This window comes from Chitinophaga sp. 05T412, from assembly GCF_056396465.1.
Map to the genome: position 1 here is coordinate 25,565 of NZ_JBFTLN010000012.1, position 23,275 is coordinate 48,839.

Annotated in this window: 20 protein-coding genes; 10 read left to right on the forward strand and 10 right to left on the reverse strand. The window is 46.6% G+C overall.

Going from position 1 to position 23,275, the window contains the following annotated elements; all coding sequences use genetic code 11:
- Nucleotides 1–137: 137 nt before the first annotated feature.
- Nucleotides 138–1,526, forward strand: coding sequence for an aminopeptidase P family protein (locus tag AC1DFM_RS24155; RefSeq protein WP_477079335.1), 1,389 nt, complete (start codon nt 138–140; stop codon nt 1,524–1,526).
- A 12-nt stretch (nt 1,527–1,538) separates the two neighbouring features.
- On the forward strand, nt 1,539–2,846 hold the full coding sequence (locus AC1DFM_RS24160) for a hypothetical protein (RefSeq protein ID WP_477079336.1): 1,308 nt from the start codon (nt 1,539–1,541) through the stop codon (nt 2,844–2,846).
- Between the two features lie 185 nt (nt 2,847–3,031).
- On the opposite strand, the gene AC1DFM_RS24165 is transcribed toward AC1DFM_RS24160, so the two are convergent.
- Nucleotides 3,032–4,750: a peptide MFS transporter gene (locus tag AC1DFM_RS24165; RefSeq protein ID WP_477079337.1), complete on the reverse strand. Its 1,719-nt coding sequence runs from the start codon at nt 4,748–4,750 to the stop codon at nt 3,032–3,034.
- A 204-nt stretch (nt 4,751–4,954) separates the two neighbouring features.
- Here AC1DFM_RS24165 and AC1DFM_RS24170 point away from each other — a divergent pair, with 204 nt between their 5' ends.
- Together AC1DFM_RS24170 and AC1DFM_RS24175 are read left to right on the forward strand one after the other, a co-directional pair.
- Nucleotides 4,955–6,301 carry a jacalin-like lectin gene (locus AC1DFM_RS24170; RefSeq protein WP_477079338.1) on the forward strand — a complete coding sequence of 449 codons (1,347 nt, stop codon included), beginning with the start codon at nt 4,955–4,957 and terminating at the stop codon, nt 6,299–6,301.
- A gap of 69 nt (nt 6,302–6,370) precedes the next feature.
- Nucleotides 6,371–7,141: a hypothetical protein gene (locus AC1DFM_RS24175; protein ID WP_477079339.1), complete on the forward strand. Its 771-nt coding sequence runs from the start codon at nt 6,371–6,373 to the stop codon at nt 7,139–7,141.
- Between the two features lie 68 nt (nt 7,142–7,209).
- Here AC1DFM_RS24175 and AC1DFM_RS24180 read toward each other — a convergent pair whose 3' ends face one another.
- On the reverse strand, nt 7,210–7,656 hold the full coding sequence (locus AC1DFM_RS24180; protein WP_477079340.1) for a GNAT family N-acetyltransferase: 447 nt from the start codon (nt 7,654–7,656) through the stop codon (nt 7,210–7,212).
- Nucleotides 7,657–7,757: 101 nt separating this feature from the next.
- Nucleotides 7,758–9,158 (reverse strand): hypothetical protein, encoded by a 1,401-nt coding sequence (locus AC1DFM_RS24185; RefSeq protein WP_477079341.1) that lies wholly within the window; start codon nt 9,156–9,158, stop codon nt 7,758–7,760.
- A gap of 257 nt (nt 9,159–9,415) precedes the next feature.
- On the opposite strand from AC1DFM_RS24185, the gene AC1DFM_RS24190 reads away from it, so the two are divergent.
- Nucleotides 9,416–10,000: a Crp/Fnr family transcriptional regulator gene (locus tag AC1DFM_RS24190; protein WP_477079342.1), complete on the forward strand. Its 585-nt coding sequence runs from the start codon at nt 9,416–9,418 to the stop codon at nt 9,998–10,000.
- Between the two features lie 82 nt (nt 10,001–10,082).
- Nucleotides 10,083–10,631 (forward strand): cysteine hydrolase family protein, encoded by a 549-nt coding sequence (locus AC1DFM_RS24195; RefSeq protein ID WP_477079343.1) that lies wholly within the window; start codon nt 10,083–10,085, stop codon nt 10,629–10,631.
- A 55-nt stretch (nt 10,632–10,686) separates the two neighbouring features.
- On the opposite strand, the gene AC1DFM_RS24200 is transcribed toward AC1DFM_RS24195, so the two are convergent.
- Nucleotides 10,687–11,625 carry a hypothetical protein gene (locus tag AC1DFM_RS24200; protein ID WP_477079344.1) on the reverse strand — a complete coding sequence of 313 codons (939 nt, stop codon included), beginning with the start codon at nt 11,623–11,625 and terminating at the stop codon, nt 10,687–10,689.
- Between the two features lie 77 nt (nt 11,626–11,702).
- The gene (locus AC1DFM_RS24205; protein WP_477079345.1) at nt 11,703–12,539 is read right to left on the reverse strand and encodes a hypothetical protein; all 837 of its coding nucleotides are present in this window, start codon (nt 12,537–12,539) and stop codon (nt 11,703–11,705) included.
- A 120-nt stretch (nt 12,540–12,659) separates the two neighbouring features.
- On the opposite strand from AC1DFM_RS24205, the gene AC1DFM_RS24210 reads away from it, so the two are divergent.
- Together AC1DFM_RS24210 and AC1DFM_RS24215 are read left to right on the forward strand one after the other, a co-directional pair.
- Complete coding sequence (locus AC1DFM_RS24210; RefSeq protein WP_477079346.1) at nt 12,660–13,226, forward strand: Crp/Fnr family transcriptional regulator; 567 nt, start codon at nt 12,660–12,662, stop codon at nt 13,224–13,226.
- A gap of 68 nt (nt 13,227–13,294) precedes the next feature.
- Complete coding sequence (locus tag AC1DFM_RS24215) at nt 13,295–14,092, forward strand: alpha/beta fold hydrolase (protein ID WP_477079347.1); 798 nt, start codon at nt 13,295–13,297, stop codon at nt 14,090–14,092.
- Nucleotides 14,093–14,180: 88 nt separating this feature from the next.
- Here AC1DFM_RS24215 and AC1DFM_RS24220 read toward each other — a convergent pair whose 3' ends face one another.
- The 4 genes from AC1DFM_RS24220 to AC1DFM_RS24235 form a co-directional block, all read right to left on the reverse strand.
- Nucleotides 14,181–15,389 (reverse strand): Ca2+-dependent phosphoinositide-specific phospholipase C, encoded by a 1,209-nt coding sequence (locus AC1DFM_RS24220; protein ID WP_477079348.1) that lies wholly within the window; start codon nt 15,387–15,389, stop codon nt 14,181–14,183.
- A gap of 18 nt (nt 15,390–15,407) precedes the next feature.
- Nucleotides 15,408–18,203: a TonB-dependent receptor gene (locus AC1DFM_RS24225; RefSeq protein ID WP_477079349.1), complete on the reverse strand. Its 2,796-nt coding sequence runs from the start codon at nt 18,201–18,203 to the stop codon at nt 15,408–15,410.
- A gap of 191 nt (nt 18,204–18,394) precedes the next feature.
- Nucleotides 18,395–19,645: a helix-turn-helix domain-containing protein gene (locus AC1DFM_RS24230; protein ID WP_477079350.1), complete on the reverse strand. Its 1,251-nt coding sequence runs from the start codon at nt 19,643–19,645 to the stop codon at nt 18,395–18,397.
- Between the two features lie 49 nt (nt 19,646–19,694).
- Complete coding sequence (locus tag AC1DFM_RS24235) at nt 19,695–20,717, reverse strand: serine hydrolase domain-containing protein (RefSeq protein ID WP_477079351.1); 1,023 nt, start codon at nt 20,715–20,717, stop codon at nt 19,695–19,697.
- Between the two features lie 129 nt (nt 20,718–20,846).
- Between AC1DFM_RS24235 and AC1DFM_RS24240 the strand changes: the two genes are divergently transcribed.
- Nucleotides 20,847–21,644, forward strand: coding sequence for an FG-GAP repeat protein (locus AC1DFM_RS24240; RefSeq protein WP_477079352.1), 798 nt, complete (start codon nt 20,847–20,849; stop codon nt 21,642–21,644).
- Nucleotides 21,645–21,760: 116 nt separating this feature from the next.
- Here the strand turns inward: AC1DFM_RS24240 and AC1DFM_RS24245 are convergent, their stop codons facing one another.
- Nucleotides 21,761–22,189, reverse strand: a complete 429-nt coding sequence (locus tag AC1DFM_RS24245; RefSeq protein WP_477079353.1) for a hypothetical protein — start codon at nt 22,187–22,189, stop codon at nt 21,761–21,763.
- A 283-nt stretch (nt 22,190–22,472) separates the two neighbouring features.
- Between AC1DFM_RS24245 and AC1DFM_RS24250 the strand changes: the two genes are divergently transcribed.
- Nucleotides 22,473–23,270: an alpha/beta fold hydrolase gene (locus tag AC1DFM_RS24250; protein WP_477079354.1), complete on the forward strand. Its 798-nt coding sequence runs from the start codon at nt 22,473–22,475 to the stop codon at nt 23,268–23,270.
- Nucleotides 23,271–23,275: the final 5 nt, after the last annotated feature.

Here is a 23,275-nt window from a genome sequence, read left to right on the forward strand (position 1 = left end):
GGTATCTAATATAAGAAACGCCGCTGATAAACAGGGCGTCCAATTTTGCAATAATTAACTATCTGTCTGCTCTTTTTAACCTGCTGACGTATCACATCTGTTTGTTAATTACTTTTAAGCCGCACAAATAAACAGGTATGTTTTCACAGGAAACTTATAGCAGCAGGAGAAAGTGGCTGCAATCAGCCATCGGACAGGGTATTATTTTATTGCCGGGTAATGACGACAGCGGCATGAACTACAAAGATAACATCTATCCTTTCCGGCAGGACAGCTGCTTTTTATATTATGGGGGCATTGATCGTCCGGGGCTTACATTGATAATAGATGTAGATAATAACCGGGAGATATTATTCGGCGATGAAGCCACCATCGAAGAGATCATGTGGGCGGGGCCGATTCACTCCCTGGCCTCTCAGGCCGCTGCAGTGGGATTGACCGATATCCGCCCATCATCCGAGTTACCTGATTTCTTATGGCGCTATGTTAACCAGCAGCAGGCGATCCATTTCCTGCCGCCATACCGGGGCGAAGCTACGCTGAAACTAAGCAGCTGGCTGGGTATTCCCGGTGGTGAAATACCACGGCGTGCATCCGTTAAGTTGATCAGAGCTATCGTGAGTCAACGGTCCGTTAAAACGGCGGAAGAAATAGGGCAAATTGAGGAGGCGGTAAACACCACCATCGACATGCAACTAAAAGCCATGGAGCTGGCAGCAGCAGGCGTCACCGAAACTGAAATAGCAGGGCGACTGCAAGCGGTAGCCATCGCCGCAGGCGGTAATATTTCTTTCCCTGTTATTCTTACGGTCAACGGGCAATTCCTGCACAACCATCCCCACCCTACGCCTTTGCAAAAAGGACAACTGGTGCTGTGCGACTGCGGCGCAGAAAACCCCATGCGCTATGCCGGCGATCTGACCCGTACTCATCCCGTAGACAAAAAATTCACCACCCAACAAAGAGAGATTTACGATATTGTGCATCATGCTTACCAAACCGCTGCTGATGCCGTGAAGCCAGGTATACGCTTTAAAGACATACACCTGCTGGCCTGTGAACAACTGGCTGCCGGTCTCATTGAACTGGGGCTCATGAAAGGCAACGCCAAAGAAGCCGTTGCCGCGGGTGCACATACCCTCTTCTTCCCCTGCGGCCTCGGACATATGCTGGGCCTGGATATTCATGATATGGAGAATTTGGGAGAAGCCTACGTAGGTTATACCGATACCCTCGAAAAAAGTACCGCCTTTGGATTAAAATCTTTGCGACTGGGACGAGAGCTGGAAGAAGGATTTGTATTCACTATTGAGCCGGGCATTTACTTTAATCCGTTACTGACGGATGCATGGCAGGCCGCCGGTAAGCATACCCATTTTATCAATTACGAGCGAGTGGCAAATTACCGCAATTTCGGCGGCGTGCGTGTAGAAGACAACTTCCTCGTTACCGCCACCGGCAGCCGTATGTTGGGCCGTCCGTTTGCCAGCACCGCCACCGACATTGAAAACCTGCTCCAGTCATAAATTTCCGTTAGCATGAAAAACAAACTATTCCTGTTCCTCTCTGTGGTGGTATTAGGCGCCTGTCAGGAACACAAAACGGCCGACAACAGCGACCAGCAACTATCTGTGCTCGCCGAAAAGTATGTACGGCTCGGACTCAATATCGGACAATACGATACCGACTTTGTGGATGCCTACTATGGCCCGGATTCGTTGAAACCAACCAGCCGGCAACCCATCTTTCCAAAAGATAGTTTCCTTCAGGCGGTAGATACCCTGAAAGCAGCGCTACAACAAGTGGCTACCGAAACAAAAAATGATACTGTCCGTGTCCGTGCGGATTGGATGATGCATCAACTCACTGCTTTCAGCCGTCGCATTAAAATATTTTCCGGCGAGTTCAGCACCTTTGATGCCGAATCCAAAGAGTTGTTTGATGCCGTAGCTCCTGCTTACCCGGAAAGTTATTATCAGTCGCTCATCGCCAAACTGGATAGCCTCCTTCCCGGCAAAGGCCCGGTAGCAGATCGTTTCCAACAACTGGCTAACCACTTTATCATCTCCCCCAACAAACTGGATACTGTTTTTAAAACAGCCATTGCAGAAGCGCGTAAACGTACCTTGCAGCATTACCAGCTGCCTGCCGATGAATCCTTTACACTGGAATATGTATCCGGCAAACCCTGGATGGGTTATAACTGGTACAAAGGCCACTATACCAGCCTGATTCAAATCAGCGCCGACCTGAAAATCTTCATCGAAAAAGCCATTGACCTGGCTTGTCATGAAGGCTATCCGGGGCATCATGTGTATAATATGCTGCTGGAAAAGAACCTGTACCACGACAAAGGCTGGGTGGAAATATCGCTGTATCCATTATTCAGTCCACAGTCGCTGATTGCGGAAGGCAGCGCCAACTTCGGCATTGAAATGGCTTTCCCCGGCGATGAAAAAACCACCTTTACCAAAAATGTATTGCTGCCACTTGCAGGCGTAGATACTACCGGCATCACCACCTATATCAACGCACTGGCTATCAAAGGCGCGCTCAATTACGCCCGCAATGAAGTGGGAAGAGGATTGATCAATGGTACCATGTCCGATTCCACTGCCCTTCGCTGGCTATTGGACTATACCCTGCTCAATAAAGAAGCCGCAGATAAAGGACTGCTCTTTGTGAAGAAAAACCGCAGCTATATCATCAACTATAACTACGGACAAGACCTGATCAAAAATTATATTGCCGCCGTACCGGAAGAAAAAAGATGGGAACGTTTCGGGCATTTGCTGAGTAACGAAATTACCCCCAGCAGCCTGCTGAAGGCGGATAGTGCTAAATAATAGTGAATGAAAGGAGCGGATATTTGTCTTTGTACAGGATTAAACTGATTAGATTGATTTTTGTTTTTAAGATTTTGGAAGATAGATAGCGTATTGCTTATCCATCTTTCAAAATCTTATTTAATCAAAAAAATATAATCAGTCTAATCAGTTTAATCCTGTACAAAGACAAATATCCGCTTCGATCACTTCCGCACTATTATCAATGATGAAAGCCACTTCGACATCCCCAGCAGCAAGGCCCCGGCAATACCTACCACTATAACGAACAGCAGGAAGAAATCATAAGCGTTCCGGATCGCATACCCACCCAGGGCGATGACACGGCCAGGCTCCGGATACAATGTACTCAATACACCCGCTAGTTTGTTAGCCGCCGCAGTAGCCAGGAACCATACCGCCATCAACAGAGAAGAAAATTTCAGCGGAGATAGTTTATTGACCAGCGACAATCCTATGGGAGATAAACAAAGTTCTCCGAAAGAATGCAACGCATACATGCCGGTAATCCAGATAATGCTCACCTTTGTTCCCGGTCCGGCTTCTTTTACCCCGAATACAATCCATAAATATCCCAGCGACAACAACAACAACCCAATGCCCATTTTCACCGGGGCAGCAGGTTCATATTTACCCATGCGCGGCCATAGCCACGCAAAGAATGGAGCAAATAATACAATGTAAATAGAGCCCAGCGACAGGAAAAGACTAGGCGGCACATCTTCCAGGGCCAACACCTTTTCTCCGCTCACCAGGAAGTAGCCGTTCAACCCGATGATGCCAAAAAAGAATAACCACAGTAACGCATATACGGTGTTACGCAATACCTGGTCCGCTTCAGCGGACAACTGCCGGCGGGCCTTCTGATACAGCAAATAAGTTCCATACACCAGGAAAACACTGAGCAGCTGTATACTCCATATAGGAATGCGCCATCCCAGGTGCCGGTTGGTTTGTTCATCTGCAAAAAAAGTAAGCGAGGCGCCCGCCTGTTCAAAGGCCGCCCAAAAGAAGATCACGAAAAAAGAGATAATGAAGATCACTTTAATCCGTTGCTTCTCCAGCCAGGTAAGCGATTGGTCCCGGAAGATAATCACCGCAATCAGCACTACGGCTGCCAGTAGCAGGTACGACAGGTAATTGACCACTTCCGCATCCAGGTATAATAGCCCGATCATCACCAGAGAGATCACCACAAGGCCTCCAATCATGACTAATGGCTGTAATAGCCTTGTAACCGTTTTTTCCGGTGTAAGACCCAGCACCTTCCCTTCCGGACTCACCACATACCGGTGATGAAATATGGCCTGCACAATCACGCTGATGATCATACTCACGCCTCCGATCAGGAACGCCCATTTGAAATCGGCCGGATTGCCGGTATCGCCGGCCAGTCCGCAGATGATAGGTCCCAATGCCCCGCCGGTATTAATGCCCATATAAAAGATGGTATACGCAGTGTCTTTTCTGTTATCTCCATCGGGATACAGTTGTCCCACTAAGGAAGAAATGTTCGGCTTAAAGAAGCCGTTACCCGCAATCATACAACCCAGTCCACTGAAAAACAGCAACAGGGATGGCTGCTGCGCGTGTTGAAATAAAGAAGCGCTGACAAAAAGAATCAACTCCCCTACCGCCATCACAATACCACCGGTAATAATAGAGCGGCGATTCCCCCAGTAACGGTCGGCCATGTAGCCGCCCAGCAAGGGTGTCAGGTAAATCAGGCCGGTGTAGCTACCATACAGGTTGGCGGCAAATACTTTGCTGAACAACAATGCTTTGGTCATAAACAGGATCAATACGGCGCGCATACCGTAGTAGTTGAAGCGCTCCCACATTTCTGTGGCAAAGAGAATATACAGCCCTTTAGGATGGGATGTTGGCAGGGAGTTGTGGGACATAACGTTTCATTTTCGGCATCCCATGATTGCAGGACGCCCTTCCCAAATATGCGCTGCTTTGGCAGATATCTGTTTGCAGTAATTACCCCGATATACGTTCATATTAACCCAGTGTTATTTTTACAGATACGGGAATTTTCACGGGTACGCCAACCAGGACTACCCATTATATTTGTCTTGCTATCACTGCAAACCCTATTTTTTATGACAGCTCCTCTCATTCCCTCAAAAAGCGTCAATGCCTGGATATATCTGGACGAAGACGAACCCAAAGGCACCGGTTACACCACCCTCAACAGCAGCTACCAATCCCTCGTCAACAACAACGTGTATAAAAATACAGACATGCTGATGGTCTGTTTTTTTGCCGTATTCCTGGACCCTGGCGGCTACTATACCATCGACATCGGCAATGCCACCACCGTGCATCCGGATGGCTCCACCACTGCACAATATCTGCAGTATGTAATACAGGATGCCCGCGCACAAAACCCTGACGTAAAAATTCTGGCCACTGTGAACTACAACACCGACACGTTGGCGCAGATATTTTCGTCCGACTCCAGCCAATGGCCAACAGACGTGGCTAATTTCGCCGCCAATGTGACCAATTATCTCGTTCTAAACCAAATGAACGGGCTGGACATCGACTGGGAAGGCAGTTTCTCTACTGCCATCACGCCGCAGCAGTTCAGCATGCTGTTCAATGCCATCCGGCAGGCCTTCGATGCCACTACCGGCTCCTACCTGTACCTAAGTTTCTCGCCAGCCAACGTAGGTAACCTGGACGTTGCTACCATGAATGCCTGCTTTGATATCGTGAACCTGCAATTGTACTCCGGCTTTACCTTCGTGAGTGACTTTGTAGATATTGGCATCAATCCTTTGCTAATGGCGTATGGCGCCAAATTTGAGTCGAATTACCAAACCGCCAACAACGCCTGGGAGCAGGCGCAGGCAGGTTTTAAGTTCAAGGGCAATCAATATGTATACAATAATATTACCCAGTGGCGGCTCAATTCCAATAACTATGAATATGAACAGAGCCAGCAAATACTACTGTATCAATTCGCCTATGGCGTCTTCTCTTCTTCCTTTAACGACGGCACCATTGTGAGCAATGCAGGCAACCCACCGATTACCACACTCGCTATCAACAGTGGCGAAGTACTCGACGCTCTGCAGGCCACTAACACCTGGATCACCAACGGCAACGCCAATGTGCTGGGCCTGTTGCAGCACGGCGGCAATGGCGGCCATAGCCAAACGATTAACCTGGCATCAGGGGAACTTATTACGGAAATATCCGGCTACAGCGGCGTTTGGTTTGGCTGGCAGGTCACGGCACAGGTCACGGTTAAAACCAGCCTGGGAAAGGTGTATGGCCCATTTGGCACCATGAATAATGTGTCTTCCTCCACCCCGTTCAATTATACCGCACCCAATGGTCAAAGCATTGTGGCCTTCATTGGCCAAACCATTCAAGTGCCCGTAGCCGGCGGCGGAACCACCATGGTGGTAGCGGCGCCCTTGACCGTCAGCTTTGGATAAGCCAATGGAGGACTGTTGATTGTGACAATTATTTTCTATATTCGTCACCATCAGCAATCAATCTATTATATGAAAGGATACGCTTTAGTACTCGCATTATTCGTTTCGGTCTCCGGCTTTGCCCAGAATACGATCAACAACTACAAGTATGTACTGGTACCAGAAAAATTCAATTTTTCCAGGGAAGTAAATCAGTATGGATTAAACACATTGGCCAAATCACTCCTGGAAGAAAAAGGATTTGCCACTTATATTGATAATACAGAAATACCCAAAGAAGTTGCTGCCAATCGTTGCAATGCGCTGACTACCGAAGTAGTGCAGAAAAAAGGATTGTTTGTGACGAATCTCACGCTGATCCTGAAAGACTGCATGGGTAACATCGTTTTCAAAAGTAAAGAAGGCAAGAGCCGTGAGAAAGAATTTGCTACGTCTTATAACCTTGCATTAAGAGATGCCTTCACCTCACTGAATGATGTACCTTATGCATATAACGGCACCGTTAATGAAAGGGTGCAATCGACTGTAGTGGCGGCCGCACCAGCACCAGCACCGGTACCGACAACTGCCCCGGCAGTGGCTCCCGCTACTACACCAGCTGTAGCAGAAGTAAAGGAAGCTGCAGGCACCTTGTATGCGCAGGCAACCGCCAATGGTTATCAGCTCATTGATACTTCGCCTAAAATTGTATTGACGCTGTTAAAAACTTCCGCACCGGATTGTTTCATCGCCGACAATGCTGCCGGTCATGGTATTGTGCTGAAAAAGAATGGCGACTGGCATTTCGAGTATTACAAAGATGGCAAGCTGATTTCTGAAAAGCTGCTGATTAAATTCTAAGCCTTACCGCATTCCATACGTCGATAGCTTATCTGCGCTGATCATAGCAGCAGGTAAGCTATCTGCTTTTAAAGCGACTGACGATTTATCCAATCTTCCTTTGTGAGCTCAAACTTAATTTCCTTTTCCCCATGCCAGCCTGCCTCCTTCCAGCCCGTCATCCGGTAAAAAGCAGCGGCCCTTGTACCCGGACTGGTACCTAACCAGATATAGCCCTTCCCGTTAGTAAAGAACCAATCGAGCATTAAGCGCTGGAGTTCTTTTCCGATGCCCCTTCCTTCATATCCTGGCAGCAGAAACAGTGCCCATACATTATCTTCCAACATATCCACTATAGCAAAACCAACAATGCGTTCACCGGCCTCACATACCCATCCCTGGCCTCTTTCGGTTAAGAAGGAGATATAGTCGGCTGTTGTTATCAGATTAGGGTTAGATAACCTGTTTTCGGTAACGGCCGTTCTAACGGCGTGTATTTGGGGAATGTCTTCGATGGTAGCTACTCTGAAGTGCATTGTGTTATACTTATAGCTTCGAAAATACGATTAAAAAAGGAAGCCGCCCTTTTAGAGGCGGCTTCTTTACATCTCACGTCAAATTATTTGTGGCCGCTGGCTTAGTGCCAGAACCGGCTGTTGGTATTATGTCTTCTGAATTTTCTGACTGCCTCGAAGTTCTTGGTGAGCTKGGAAGTCCGTTGTGGATTTTTCGCGGCTTCGTAAGCGCCGACTGATTTAAACGCCATCACCATGTCATAGTCCATGCCTACCTGTCCCTGATCGAATGGTACATTGCCGTAATTATTCCGGAACCATAGTTTCCATTTTGGACTACCAGGAGTGTATACAAACAGCGTATCGTTCGGGAAAGGACCAGGCAACAGGAAGGATACAAAGGTATCCTGTGCAGGGCTGTGGCAGCTCATACAAGAGGATAAGGCCAGGTTGTTGTATTTCTTACCGGTGTTAATATCAAATGCCTCCTGGGCTACTGCACCATCATTGGGGCCACTCAGGCGGCCACCCCAACCCAATGTTTCCCGGCTGTATTCAGGCGCCAGTTTGTTGATGATGGTTTCTTTCAGTGCAGGATAAGGCGGTTGCTGCGGACTGTTTACATCCGGATCATTGCCCCACATGGCGCCCAGTGGCACCATTTTATCCCAGAAAGATTTAGCAGGTTTGAGTTTGTCGTACACAAAGGTAGAATACACCCATCCGGTTTGCGGAGAAGTAGCACTATCCTTCACAATAATATCCATCTGGAAGAAGCTGACCTTCCGCATCTGGTATCCTAAGCGGGGATCAGCCCTGGTGGGAATAGTGTCGAAGACATTAAACGTTTGTGCACCGTCCATTGGTGACCAGTCCGGGCCATTCACATTGGAAAATGCCAGCTTCACCACCACACTGCCTTCTTTAAACTGTGCGGCATCATTCATCAGGTTCACCTTCTGACCTGTTTTGCCCCAGATTTGTCCAACAGTATAAGCAGAAATAGAATCATACAACACTAATGCATAGCCCGCTTCTGCTTCTTTCAATGTTTTAAACATATTGGCCGGATTACCATTTCCCAGGTAAGCACCCAGGATCGCTTCCCGCTGTGATCCCAGCCAGGGTTCATTGAACCAGCCGTATTTAGCGGATGTCCAGGTAGCATTGCTGGTAAAGAAAGGTATTACACGGGCAGCAATATAATTTTTCAGAGAATCCATATATGGAAATACATTCGAAGAGTCGATCGGATGCCCGTTCAATGCACGGCGCCAGGGCGGATCTACAAGTGGTGTGAAGCTGGTTGGATAATCATGACTGAGCACAAATAACGGGTCAGCATACTGTTGTTTGGTGGGTACGGAGTCCCGGTGATTCTGGAATGCGCCGTCTGCAAAAGAAACATTCATCTCCGACGTGGCATCCGTGTCTTTTTTGTTGTTGCTTGCGCAGTTATAAGCGAATACCACCAGGCCAAACAGGGTAAACACAAGACCGGTAACGCTGTACTTTTTTTTCATAGCATGTAGAATTTTGGTTAAAGCAATAATGAGTGAGATGTAAAAAGTTATTTTGAGAATGGGGGAATAAACTTGCTTGCAGATCCGTTCGTATCACACGACATCTAAATATAGGTAAAAAAAACAAATTATCCGCATTTTAATAGTTAGCAATGCCAATCACATCTCCCTAAACCTCCTGACTACGGGCCATTCCCGGCATCAGATAAAAAGCCCTACCTTTCCACCGCAACTCCAGTATTTGGCAAAAATATATTATGACGGATTTTGATTTACTCAAACAGCATATCGGGCATTACATTCCCATCACTGATGCGGAATTTGAACAGTTTACCGCGCTTTTCCATCAGCGAAAAATAAAGAAGAAAGATTATCTGCTGCGGGAAGGCGAGATTTGCAAATACGAGGCTTTTGTTACCAAAGGCTGCTTTCGCATTTACTATTCTGATGATAAAGGAGATGCACAAATCCTGTACTTCGCGGTAGAGAGCTGGTGGGCAACGGACATCGACAGCTTTACCAATCAACGCCCCTCCCTGCTTAATATTGAGGCATTGGAAGATAGTGAAGTACTGCTGATCAACAAAGCGGATAAAGATACATTGTACGAAACCGTTCCTACAGTAGAAAAGATGTTTCGTATCATGAACCAAAAATCACTGGTCACCTTCCAGCGTCGGGTCATTTCTTCTTTAGGGAAAACAGCCGATAAACGTTACCTGGAATTTATTGAAAAATACCCGGCGCTGGAGCAACGCCTTAGCCAGCAACAATTAGCGGCTTACCTGGGTATCTCACATGAATTTTTAAGTAAGATCCGGAAAAAGTTATCCGGTAAGTAAATAACCATGCACATTTTTTGAACTAGTTCAAATTTCAGGGAGCAGCCGTGGTCTACTTTTGAGGTCTAAAATGACAACAAACATGAACTCAGCACTGCTCATCATTGACGTACAAAATGACTATTTCGAAGGGGGCGCCCATGTCCTCGTAAACGCAGCAGCCGCCGGCCAACAGGCGCAACAGGCCTTACAAAGCGCCAGACAGCAACAAATGCCCGTGATTCACATCCAACACCTGGCCGTGAACGAAGGCGCCGATTTCTTTCTGCCAGATACGCATGGTGCAGCCATCAACGCTCACGTGGCTCCCTTGCCGGGCGAAACGATCATCACCAAAAATTATCCCAACAGCTTCAGAGACACTTCCCTGCTGGCACATCTGCAGGAGCAAGGAATCACGCAACTGTATATCTGCGGCATGATGACGGATGTTTGTGTGGATGCTACCGTGCGGGCAGCCATGGACCTGGGCTTTACTACTACCGTCATCGGTGACGCCTGCGCTACCCGCGACCGGGAACTCTATGACACACCCGTAAAGGCGGCCACTGTGAATCAGGCGTACCTGGCGGGTATGACAGCGCTGAATGGATTGTATGCCCGGGTGATTACCGCCGCGGAGTTTGTGTAAAGCAACAGGCCTCCGGAACCAACATGATTCCGGAGGCCTGTTATGATATCAAACATTATTTCTTAGGCGCATGCACCGCTTCTATCGTAGCTTTTATTTGCGCACGAAAAGGTTCATATGATTTTGCCGTACTTAATTTCTGCAGATAACCAGCTACCACAGCGCCTGTTTTAGTATCGCCATGTTGTGCTACAAAGGAAGTATACTCCTGCCTGTTTTCCGGCACCAGTGATTTAAGATCTTCCTGTCTGTCGAAAGCCGGTGTATTATCTTCTCCAAACAAATAATCGATGCAATACCATTCATACAACTCCTTCGCAGCAGGCGCCAGTGCGCTATTCGGATAAGTATCCAGGAATTTTTCCCAGTTGAGGGCCCTGATACCGATCAGCGAAAACGGCACCGCTAATCCCGCATCTGCGCTGTATAACACGGTATCTTCATCCGCTTTCAGCTGCAGGAAGGCGGTATAATCCGGCGGCAGCGAGGATTTAAACAAATGTGTATAGAAATCGGGCACCGCACGCAGATCCGTATAACCCTCTCCTATTTCCCAGGGTTCTATACCGGCAGTGGCGAGTAGTTTGATGCGTGCAACCACCTGTGGAGGCGGTACGGTAATTCCTTTTTCAGGGATATAATATTCCACGTATTTATCCAGCCAGGGCGATTCATTGTGCATCAGTCCTGCAATTGCGGTATCTACATACATAGATAACGACTGGTACATTTTCACGGCGGTAGCGGTATCCATACCCGCCAATTGCCTGCTGATGGCTTCTCTTCTGCGGACTAACTCCGCAATGTAAGCTTCCGTTGGCAATGTATCGGGAACGACGGCTTTGCTAACCACCGGAGAATCTGTGTGAACAGCAACGATGCTGTCTTGCTGGCTTCCGGCTTTCTGGCCGTTTTCATGGCAACTGCCAAGCATCATGATGGGGATCACGAATACCGGCATCCATCGCTGGAACTTCATAGATATGTTACTCATAGTAAAAAATGGAATTAACGTCACGTCTATACGAAAACGCAAGATAATGCAAACGGCGATATTCCGGTAAATGGCGGTTAAAATAAACTGCCTTGTATTACCGCCGGCGCCATGGTAGGCGGAAATACTCCCACAATGGTAAACGGCTGCTTTGAGCTGGCATGTACATTTTGTGTAGTCCCCAGAAAGAAGTGCAGATCTGTATTCCGGGCATATTCCTGCAGGTATTTCTTTCTTACCTCATGAATGGCTTTCTGTTCTTTATCCGGGCCATTGAACTTTTTCAGGCTTTTCCAGTATAAAGATGCCAGCTGCCAATCTTCTATCGGTAAGGTTATTTCCTTGTTTTCCTGGTCCATAAACCGGTAGGAAAATGTATACGGCAGTTTTTGCATGGCCTCAAACGGGTCCTCGGGTTGTTCAAACACCTGTCCGTAATTGGTTTCCGCCAATAGTTTGGATCGTCGCTCCTGGCTCCACTCCCGCTCTGTTTCCTCTACTTCAAATCCCAATATGCGGGTAGGTTTGAATACTACCAGAGAAGTATAAAATGCTTCGTGTTTGGATTCTACCACGAGGGTAGACAGGTTACGATAAATATTTTTCAGGACAATCGCTTTACGATCGCTCCAGTGGTCTGCTTCACCCAGGTGACCGATCTTTTTTACCGGTGCATCCGGTACTACGGGGCTAAAACTTTCCAATCGGAAATCCCGGTTACTCCGCATCAGATCAAATTCTACCCAATCGTATAGCTGATATTGTTCGTCGTAAGTTTTCTTTGTAAAAGGAATGGGGTATATCCTGATAAAGGTTCCATCTTCCCTAAAACCTCCCAGGCTCAACTRCTCATTATAATGGGAAGATAATGTAGGGTATGCTTTAACAGTAATCAACACTTTCGTCAACGGCATGCGCAAGAGATTTAAAACATCCGGCAAAACTAGGTTAATCGTTGAAAATAAAAAAGTTAGCGCAGGTGAATATTATTTTTCACCCTGTTCTTCCCTATATTTGGAGCTGGCGCTTTTGTTATGGAACGTATTCAGTACTTCAGGCAATTTCATCCTATCAGTGACGCAGATTATGCCCTGCTCGCAGAACAGCTGCAATCCCGTTCGTTTAAGAAAGGGGATACTATCACCGTGCCTGGTCAGATACAACGCGATCTTTATTTCGTGAATAATGGCGTACAGATGGCTTATTTCGACAATGGTGATAAAACCTATGTGATCAGTTTCAGCTACCCGCCTAACCTTTGCGCTATTGCGGAATCCTTTTCATTCCAGGTGCCTTCCAAATACTATCTCACTTGTTTGACCGATAGTGATGTTGAATATATTTCCTATGAACAGTTGCAACAGCTGGTGGATCGGTCGCAACAAATAGAGCGGCTGTTTCGTCGCATGACAGAAGCTATGTTTGCCGGAATGATAGACCTACATATTCACCTGCGTGCACTCACTATTGAGGAACGCTATAAAGCGTTTTGCCAGAAAACCCCGCAGCTGCTGCATTTGGTGCCGCATAAATATATTGCCTCTTATCTCGGTATTGATCCGACTAACTTCAGTAAGCTGTTTAATCAGGTGAAATTCTGACATTGGTCTACACCAAGAATGGTTTGCAGTTGGCTTGCGACCTTTATAGCTACGCAAACAATTCTGCTATGACTACCAATCACTATGCCCATGTCAACGGACTGGATATGTACTACGAAATACATGGAACGGGGCAGCCATTACTGTTACTACCCGGCGCTGTATCCGGCACCGGTACCGCCTTTGGGGCACTTATTCCGTTGCTGTCGGCGCACCGGCAGGTAATTGCGGTGGAATTTCAGGGCTATGGCCATACTGCCGATATTCCGGATCGTCCGCTTTCTTTTGAGCAATTTGCCGCAGACGTAATCGCCCTGTTGCAGGCGCTACACATCGAACAGACTGACATCTTCGGATACAGCACCGGCGCTGGTGTAGCGTTGCTGGTGGCCATGCAACAACCTGCGTTGGTGCGTAAGCTGATCCTCGCTTCCGTTACCTGGAACAGCGATGGACGGCATCCCGGCCTCCGCGATCTGGAGCAACTGCTCACCGCGGAAGCGATGCAGGGCACGCCGTATGAAGCAGAATACTTAAGCACTGCTCCGAGGCCACAGGACTGGCCTTTACATCTGGCTAAAGTCACTACATTCAATCAACAGCCGCAGAACTGGCCAGCTGAGGAGATCCGGAAAATAACATCGCCGGCATTGATCATTGCCGGTGATGCAGATATTGTGCGTCCCGGGCATGTGACCGAATTATTCAGATTATTGGGTGGTGGCGGCATTGGAGAGTTTGGCCTGGCCGCTTCTCAGCTGGCGATATTGCCGGGCACCATGCATACTGCGCTGACACAAAAAACGGATTTGCTCATGGCGATGATCCCGGCGTTTCTGGATACCAACATGGCCACAGATGAATAACCGCTCCTTCTGTCAACCCTTGCCATCAAACACAAAAGCGTTGCACGGATCTACCGTGCAACGCTGCTATTTTTAAGCGGCGAATCGCCTACTTACTACTATTTACCGGGTTAGGGCGCACCTCACCGCCACCGGGCAGTTGCACAAAATAACTGGTTCCATAGGCATTTCCCGGACGAAAAAAGTCAGTGGAAATAACCTGAGCGCCACTCTCAAAAGTAGCTTTGGCGCGCGTTTGGTCGTTCACTTTCGCCTCGTAAGTATCAATATCCGCACGGGATCTTACCATATAGCCATCTTTTACGTATTGCTTGATTTCCTGTTGCCTTAAGATCGCATTGTCCAACAGGAAAAATGCCGCGTAGCTATCTTTCTCAGTTGACTGCACAAACATGATACGCTTTTCAAGATTAGGTCTGTTTTCTACGTATGGCGTGCGTAATTCCATGCCCGCAGCAGAAGGCAGTAACAGGAAAATAAATTTACCTCTGGCCGTCTTTACTGTAGGCCAATTTTTGGCTAGCACAGCTTCTTTCAGGGTAGCGTAATTGCCACGTACATCATCTGGTGTAATCAATTTATCTCTTCCCAGCACGCTCACCACTTCTTCATCCAGGTCATCGAAAGCCTTTGCTGTAAAGGGTAACACCTCGGCTGAATTGGGGAATAAAGGAATACCTTTGTCTTTGGCTTCTACCATAATGGAAATAGGCAAATGATCAGGATGTTTGTCGGACCAATCCTTGAGCGCACGCAATGCCAGTTTCAGCGTAGGATAATGTGAGCGAAAATCAAAATCCGCCATATGCAATACCTTGAATCCTGGCTTATCCAGGTCGGTACTGTCGAAAGGAAGCAGGCTCTTTACGCCCTTTTCCATCAATGCCCGATAGGAAGCCGGATGATTAAAGCGATTGCCGGTAGGGTCATAGTACACGTCTATTTCGAGACTGCGGATACCTGCATCCAGCTGCACATCAAAAGATGGATGATTATAACTTAACCCCTCACTGAGTTTCGTCAAATTGGGATGATATTCCTGGTAAGCTGCAGCCTGTTCTTTAGTGATGTTCTTCGTCATCTGCTGCATCATTTTTTCAGCAATCGGATCTGCCCAGGCCAGCAGTGTAGGATCTACCGGACGCGCATAACTATTGTGGGTGCCCAATACCTGTATTTGATTGATCTTAAGACCATCGACAGAAGAGGCGCCTTGTTTTGTTTTTTGTGCATAAGCGCCACTGGTGGCCAATACCGCTGCTGCTACCGCGGTCCATTTTGTTATCTTTTTTTTCATTTCGTATATACTTGAAAGTTAGAAAAGTTTTATGCTGGCGCCTACTTGTCCACGGATAGAAAACCAACTGGCTTCTTCGGCCCTGTTGTAGGTACCATGATAATATCTGACAGGTGCATTGGTGAGGTTATTTAATTCCGCAAATACTCTGACTTTGGGCGTGATACTATAGGAAGACGAAAAGTCAACGGTGAAGTTTTCAGCATACCAGCGATAGTGATCCGGACCTGCCGCCTGGCGGATCACATCCAGGTACTTTCCTTTGTAATTGCCGGCTACTCTTGCGGTAAATTTGCCATACTCATACAGGATAGATGCATTAAAAACATGCTTTGCCTGTTTAGGTATCACGCTTTCATCTTCTACTTTTTGTCCGCCTGTAAAGCGTGGTATTTTTACTTTTGAATCCGTAAAGGTGTAGTTCAGATCAACACCAAAGCCTTTCCAGAAACCCGGCAGATTGGTAAACCGTTTGGAGAATCCGGCTTCCAGCCCACCCAGCCAGGCTTTCTGCATGTTTATAGGTTCGCTGACCCGGTATAATATGCCATTGATATCCTGTGAAGATTCGTTGGTATAGATCAGGTCCGTTAGTTTTTTATAGAATGCACCAAAGGTGATAGATCCTACGCCACCAAAATAGTGCTCTGCCATCACATCGAAGTTATTGGCGAAAGTGGGCTTCAGGTCAGCGTTACCGCGGGTGATAATACGATTGGTTTCATCTACTGTAGTAGCGGGATTGAGATTATTGAAATCAGCACGTGCAAACGTCCGGGTATAAGCCAGCCGGATAATGTCATTGCTGGTAGCATTTAATTTAAGGTGTAACATCGGCAGGAAAGCATTGTAGCTATTATCCTGTGTCAATGGTGCTACGGTACTGCGTCCCGCTTTTGTCACCACCTTATTTCCGTTAAAGGTTACCTTACTGTACTCATTGCGGATGCCGCCTATAATGGTGATTTTATCGGATACTTTATATTCCCCCATGGCATATACGGCATATACATTTTCTTTTCCTGTAAAGTATCTGCCCGCGCCGGAAGCGTTGGTAGCGGAATCTACTTCCACTGGAAACAGGCTGTATTTAGCAATTCCAGCGGGCGTGATGAGTTCCTTTACCTGGTCAATTGGCATCTGGTCGATCATCACATTTTTATAAGGAGCATGGATGGCGGTCAGAAATCCACCGTTATAAGGGAATGGCTCCGTACCTATTTGTGTGAGGGTAGGCGCCTTACCGGTGATACCGGCCATGTATATACTGAGCGGTGTTTCTACCAGCTTGTCTTTAAAAATGACCTTACCTCCGAATTTCAATTTCAGTTTTTCGCTGGGATGGTAGTTCAGATTGATCCCAAAGCGTTTGTTAGCTTCCCAGTTGGTACTTCTCACCATCACTACCTGCGATAATCTCATCGCGTCCGGGCTGATAGGCGTCGTAGCTGATAAGTGCGGCAATACCTCATCGATCTTATCACCTATACCATTGGGGGCATCCATCGCCAGATATTTCTTACCATCAGTCAAGCCTTCATAGGTGGCTTTTTGAGAGAAGAAGGCCATCGGATAGGAACCCGGATCTCCAAACTTAAACCGCGACTTATCGATACTCGCTGCCCAGTCGAGGTTGAATGTACCAGACAAAGTAGACTGGCCACTTAATTCTGCCGAATACAAATTCGTATTGTATTTGGCAGATCGGGTAGTAATAGTGGAAACACCCGTATTGAAATAGAAGTAATTCTCTCTCACCATCTGTACATCCTGGTATTCTGTATAAATGCCTTTGGCCTGAATCTTATGGCGGTCGTTGAATTTATATTCGATGCCACCATTTAATCCTGTAGTGCGGCGGGCGGCGAGATAATCCCGTAGTTGCAGATCTGTAATGGAATACGACTGCTTGCTATCGGGGTTGGAGAAATCATAATTGACATTATACCGATCGGTGCCACTGGTACGTTTCCATACTACTGCAGAAAAGAGATAACCCAGTTTGCCTTTGGCAATGCGGTCGCCATATACTATCGACGCATTGTAAGATCCTTTATCTGATTGCGCATTATATCCTCCTGCTGCGTTGATGTTTAATATCCGCTGCTGTGGCGCGGCTCTGGTAATGAAGTTAATGGAGCCTCCAATAGCGTCACCTTCTATATCCGGAGTGAGGGCTTTTGAGAGTTGTACATATTCAATCAGCTCTGAGGGAAAAATATCCATTTGAACGCGCCGGTCCGTGTAATCCAGGCTGGCAGAGGGTAATCGGTTGCCATTTAATAAAGTGGCGCTCCATTGTATAGGTGTTCCTCTTACGGATACATACCTGCCTTCTCCTCCGTCGCGTTCAATAGAAACCGCCTGAATTCTTTGTACAGCTTCTGCTGCATTGCGGTCCGGCAGCTTTCCGATGGCGTCAGCCGCCAATACTTCCATGATACCAATAGCGTTTTTCTTGATGCTAATGGCTTTTACTTGCGAACCAGCAGTGGCTCCGTTGACGATCACTTCTCCCAAAACACCCGCCGCAGGCGCTAATTCAATATCTCCGATATTGTTCAGCCCTGTTTTCACATCGAGATCGAGTGTTTTGCTGGTGTAGCCGAGGTAACGAAAAGTCAGTGTAACCTTTCCCGTGTGTTTGAGTACCAGGGTAAATCTTCCGTTAAGATCAGTTTGTGCACCCAGGCTTCCGGCAGTAACAGTAGCTCCGGGAAGTAACTCGCCCTTTGATACTGTTACCCCGGTAATCTGTTGCGCCGTAGCAAATACTGGTGCAAGAAAGCATACGAGTAAAAGAATCCTATTCATTGTGCATTTTTAATTTGCACAAAGATGAAAGGAGACGCAGGCTTAATCGTCCTTCCCGATAAATACGTACGTCCATATAAATCAGACTAGTAGCACTTTATCCGAAACGATTAAAAAACAACCAGTTACGTCAGATTAAGGATTTGTTAAGCAGCCACTTAACAGTTGTACACTGTTTAAAAAACACCTTTTTACGAGAGAACATCTACAGAAGTACTACCATTTTTCAGCCAGGTAGAAGGGGTAATACCAGTTGTTTTTTTGAAATACTGGTTGAAGGAGGACTTGGAATTAAATCCCGCATCAAAGGCGATAGATAAAATATTAGGTACCTTATGATGCGCCCTCGATTTTTCCATTTCTACTATTACGTGTTGAATCCGGTATTCATTGATATATTGATAAAAAGACTTTCCCAGGTATTTATTAAGTGACTCCGACAGATGATGTCGTGGTACATTGATCAATACCGCCAGGCCATCCAGCGATAAATCGGCGTCCGTATACAACTTTTCATTCCCCATCTGATGATTGACTTTCTCTATAATATCGGCCTGCAGCACATCCGGCAAAGAAGACTTCTTTTGCTTATTTTCTGAAACGAATGCTGCTTCAGCGGTGATGCTTACACTATTCATCGGCGCTGGTGGCAATTCTGGACTATTCTTTAAAACAGGAGGAACAAAATTCTTTTGCTCCTCCACCGGAACTGGTTCAGACAATAATAGATGACCATGGGAGATATCTATCATGCGGATATTATATATGGTAAGGATTTTCACCCGGCCGATGGCCAGACAAATAGCCAACAGCGTCGTATAGCTGACTGTTCTGATCCAGAGATGTGCGTCTGTTGCTGAAATTTCATTTGGAAATGCACTGTTACCTAATGAAATCAGGATGCTGATAGCAATAGCGCTGATAAATATGGTCGCTATAAGGCGGATGAGCTGTTTCTCAGAAAATGATAGCCCTCGTAATTGCTGCGATATATTTAACGATTTGACACCAAAAAAAACATATGAAATGGTACAGGCCCAACCCACCGTTTTATTATACAGGCCAATATAAGCAGGGGTTTTCCCTCCATGGGTAATGATATACCCTGCAATCGCGAAATAGGCGATAGCAGCCAATCCTGCCGGAACAAACAAAGCAACAACCTTTATAGCCGGCATCCTGCCGTATTCCTGAAACTGCTTGGCATATAACCATAACAGCGGTGCATATAATAACACAATGAAGGTGCTATAGCCTTTATGAATTTCTGCATCCGGAAATGCTTTATTCATCACAAAGCAACCTGTCAGATGTATAAATATGCAGGCCAGCAACCAGCTTAATATACGATCATTATGCACTGGCTTTTTAGTAGCAAAAACGAGAGAAATTCCCAATACAATCAATGCCTGAAAGGCACCTAACAGACTAATATAGTTCAAACCAAATTCTTTAATAGTGTTAATCCCTGTGTCCCGTTCTGCAAAACTACTATTTCAACATTAAGGAATTATTAAGTCGCCCCTGTTGTATCCAATCAAAAATCATTGGAAATATTTCTCCCATAAAAACATCCGATTGCCGGATGGCATTGCGGTCATCTACCGCCTGATTCACGGATATCACCGCATCCAGGCCAGGGATCAGGATCAGGAATTGCCCGCCCCAACCCATTCCATAGGTGATATTTTCTCCCTTGCAAGTTTTATGATAAAAAAATAGTCCGTAAGTGGTATTCCTAAGTCCCCAGGGGGCCGGGTAGGTTTTCGGGGGATGAAGTAACGCCTGGGTCCATTGCGTGGCGACAAGCTGTTGGCCGTTGTATCGACCACTATCCAGTATCAGCCGGCCAATTTTATTCATGTCTGCAGTGCGTATGCGTACGCTTAGTAAGCCGCTGCCATCATTAAAGCCATCTTTCATCACGGGCCATTCTACGTGTTCAATGCCGAGTGGTGTAAAAAGATATTGGCGGGCAAAATCCAGCGTACGTTGCCCGGTGGCTTTGGTGAGTATAACGGATATCAAATGAGAAGCCGCATTGTTGTAGTGCAGTTCACTGCCGGGATCAGATAACAATGGTTGCTGCCATACATAATCTGATGGATCAGGCAATCCCAGGTAAACGTTCAGTTGGTCCAGGTTCTCATGCCAAAGGCCGGAGGCCTGATTCATGATATCCGCAATAGTGATTTGTTGCTTGCGTTTATCCGGATCATTTTTCAATGCCGGCAGTATATCGCAGAGCTTTGTATTGATGGAAGGGATAAAACCTTTGTCGATGGCAATACCTACCAATACCGCATCCAGGCTTTTGGTGAGGGATTGATGATTACGCAGGTCGTCTATCTTTTGTCCGTTGAAGGCTTTTGTGTATATGACCTGGTCCTTTACAGCTACTACCAGTGAGTAAATCCCGCGATTGTTACCGATAGCCGAAGCGGTATCAAAGGGAGCCTGTGATTTTACGGAGATAGCGGTGGTGGTCAGCAATAAGAAGAAGATAATTCTCATAACAGCTGTTATTCGTTCTTCATGGGTTACCTGATTGGATGTGATAAGTTAAACAATTTTTCTGTAAGAAGGACCACCAGGGAAAGGGTTTCCTGACAATGATGTATATTTATATACGTGTGTCCCTATATGAAAAATGTACTGTTTCCGCTGCTATGTATCCTGATGGCCTGTCATTCCCGGCCCTCCGGAATAATCATCCAATCGCACAATAGCGCTGACAGCCCGCAGGTTGTGACAACAGCCTTGACACATGATTCCGTTGTGTCAACACTTTCCATTCCTTCTTACAATGTACCTGATTCTCTACAGATAGTGCTGGCATGGCTGGAACGGGATAGCCTATCAGCCAGGTCTGTTGCGGTAGACCAATATTCAGTTGCAGTAATTCGCTGGCATCAGGACAAATTAGCGGTTTGTTCAGATCACGACGGGCTTAGCTTTGTTCTCCAAAAGTCAGGCAAACAATGGCGCATTTCCCATACACTATCCATGACCCAAATCTGGGAGATCAGTGCTACAGATATTAACGGCGACGGATATATGGATATATTGTTAAACGATTTTCCAACTATACATAGCAATAGTTTCTGTACTCCTTTACTATCTGACGCCACCGGTAAATTATCGCTCCGTGAAGATTGTACGATGATGAATATGCGCTATCACCGCAGCACCCGGACTATCCGGACAGAAGTGCTCGGAGGCGTACTCTCTCCTGTTTCAAAAGAGGAATATAAGTGGCTGAATGATTCACTACAGCTCATAAGAGGCGTCGAGCTTATACCTGATGGTAATACCCGTCAGCCAATGTATGATCTTAATTTTTATCATTTCGCACATGACAAAGAAGTGATAGACATGCACCTGCGCGGGCCAAAAGTGGATCAAATTTATTATAAGGCTTTCTGGCCTATTATGGAGTAACCGGGCCGACTTCATTACAATTACATAACTAACCCGGAAAATAGCAAATGGGGCTTTTTTATGAAGCCCCATTTGCAGTATATACGTTCCCGTTATCTCTCCTTCCTGATATTCCATTACCTGCATGGTCCCGCAACATCCGTATTTCTTCCGGTTTGCAGGCTTTGCGCCAGGGCACGACACACCATTTGCTGAACATACGCTTGTCTGTCAGAGGTAGAGGCTGTGGCCAGATTCCCCTGCACCTGCGTATATGCAAGCACATTATTACTATTCATATCACTAATGACTACTGACCAGATACGTCCACCATCGGCAGTAACCCCGTCTACCCGCAGTTCCACGGTCCCACTAGTGATTCTAAAAAGTGGAGTTCGCCATATATCAGGAAATGATAATTGAGCAATGGCACTTTGCGCATCCTGCCTATTTTGATCAGAGCCGTTCCCTGCGTTCTGAATAGATCCGGTATCGTTAATTGTGATCTTACAATTGGGATCATTGAGCAGCTCTGCTGCGGCGGTGGGTTGCAATTCTTCCTTCATAATTGTGATTTTTATTGGTTATTAAATGAGGGTATCCGGTGCTTTGAGGTGTTGCTTACCGAGGGTATGAACACTAATAACCCATTCGGGTAAGAAAAAGTTTACCTGGCGCATAATTTTTTAATCCCCGTTAAGCGATGTGTTAGTCAACAGAAAAGTTTTTACCMGGTTGTTATACGTTTGTGGTTCTTCGTACATTGGGATCTGGCCTACGTATAACATCGTTGTATATGCGATGATGATAAGTTGATTATCTTTATTCATCATCCGGAAAAAGTAAAAAATGTTCAACTGGGAAAGTGCCTATTGCGATACCAATCATATCCGTTTACATTATACCCGCACTGGTGGCAACAAGCCGCCACTACTGCTGCTGCATGGCCTTATGACAAACGGCCTTTGCTGGGCCAACCTGGCCCGGGCACTGGAAACAGATTATGACGTTATCATGCCGGATGCCAGAGGACATGGCCAGTCTGGCAAACCTGATCAGGGATATCAATACGAAGATCATGCAAATGACATCATTGACTTCATACAAACATTACAGCTTCCTGCTCCTATCCTTCTAGGACACTCCATGGGCGGAATGACGGCAGCCGTAGTAGACAGTCGTGCTCCTTCCTTACTCCGTGCCGTCATCCTGGCAGACCCCACCTTTTTGTCTCCGGTGGTTCAGCAGGAAGTATACGAAAGTGATGTAGCCGCACAACATCAAAAAGTACTGGATCAATCGCTGGAAGAGCTGATAACAGCGGGACGAACGCGACACCCTCACCGGTCATCGGAAATGATTGAGCTATATGCAAAAGCCCGCCTGCAAACCAGCATGGCTGCTTTCGAAGTACTCCGGCCACCGAACCCCGATTACCGGCAATTGATCTGTCAGATAAATATACCGGCCTTACTGTTATTCGGCGACAAAGGGGTGGTGTCTGTTGAAATGGCGGAAGCGTTGCAGCAGATGAATCCCCTGCTACAAACGGAACTACTCCGGGATGCAGGACATAGTTTGCATATGGATCAGCCAGAACAGTTTGTGAGGGCGGTGAAAGGATTTTTGAATTTGATAGCGCGTTAATGGCG

Bases quoted from the DNA above. Each gene is read 5' to 3' on its own strand.
- AC1DFM_RS24155 (WP_477079335.1), top strand. From the start codon at position 138: ATGTTTTCACAGGAAACTTATAGCAGCAGGAGAAAGTGGCTGCAATCA.
- AC1DFM_RS24160 (WP_477079336.1), top strand. From the start codon at position 1,539: ATGAAAAACAAACTATTCCTGTTCCTCTCTGTGGTGGTATTAGGCGCC.
- AC1DFM_RS24165 (WP_477079337.1), bottom strand. From the start codon at position 4,750: ATGTCCCACAACTCCCTGCCAACATCCCATCCTAAAGGGCTGTATATT.
- AC1DFM_RS24170 (WP_477079338.1), top strand. From the start codon at position 4,955: ATGACAGCTCCTCTCATTCCCTCAAAAAGCGTCAATGCCTGGATATAT.
- AC1DFM_RS24175 (WP_477079339.1), top strand. From the start codon at position 6,371: ATGAAAGGATACGCTTTAGTACTCGCATTATTCGTTTCGGTCTCCGGC.
- AC1DFM_RS24180 (WP_477079340.1), bottom strand. From the start codon at position 7,656: ATGCACTTCAGAGTAGCTACCATCGAAGACATTCCCCAAATACACGCC.
- AC1DFM_RS24190 (WP_477079342.1), top strand. From the start codon at position 9,416: ATGACGGATTTTGATTTACTCAAACAGCATATCGGGCATTACATTCCC.
- AC1DFM_RS24195 (WP_477079343.1), top strand. From the start codon at position 10,083: ATGAACTCAGCACTGCTCATCATTGACGTACAAAATGACTATTTCGAA.
- AC1DFM_RS24200 (WP_477079344.1), bottom strand. From the start codon at position 11,625: ATGAGTAACATATCTATGAAGTTCCAGCGATGGATGCCGGTATTCGTG.
- AC1DFM_RS24210 (WP_477079346.1), top strand. From the start codon at position 12,660: ATGGAACGTATTCAGTACTTCAGGCAATTTCATCCTATCAGTGACGCA.
- AC1DFM_RS24215 (WP_477079347.1), top strand. From the start codon at position 13,295: ATGACTACCAATCACTATGCCCATGTCAACGGACTGGATATGTACTAC.
- AC1DFM_RS24220 (WP_477079348.1), bottom strand. From the start codon at position 15,389: ATGAAAAAAAAGATAACAAAATGGACCGCGGTAGCAGCAGCGGTATTG.
- AC1DFM_RS24225 (WP_477079349.1), bottom strand. From the start codon at position 18,203: ATGAATAGGATTCTTTTACTCGTATGCTTTCTTGCACCAGTATTTGCT.
- AC1DFM_RS24235 (WP_477079351.1), bottom strand. From the start codon at position 20,717: ATGAGAATTATCTTCTTCTTATTGCTGACCACCACCGCTATCTCCGTA.
- AC1DFM_RS24240 (WP_477079352.1), top strand. From the start codon at position 20,847: ATGAAAAATGTACTGTTTCCGCTGCTATGTATCCTGATGGCCTGTCAT.
- AC1DFM_RS24245 (WP_477079353.1), bottom strand. From the start codon at position 22,189: ATGAAGGAAGAATTGCAACCCACCGCCGCAGCAGAGCTGCTCAATGAT.
- AC1DFM_RS24250 (WP_477079354.1), top strand. From the start codon at position 22,473: ATGTTCAACTGGGAAAGTGCCTATTGCGATACCAATCATATCCGTTTA.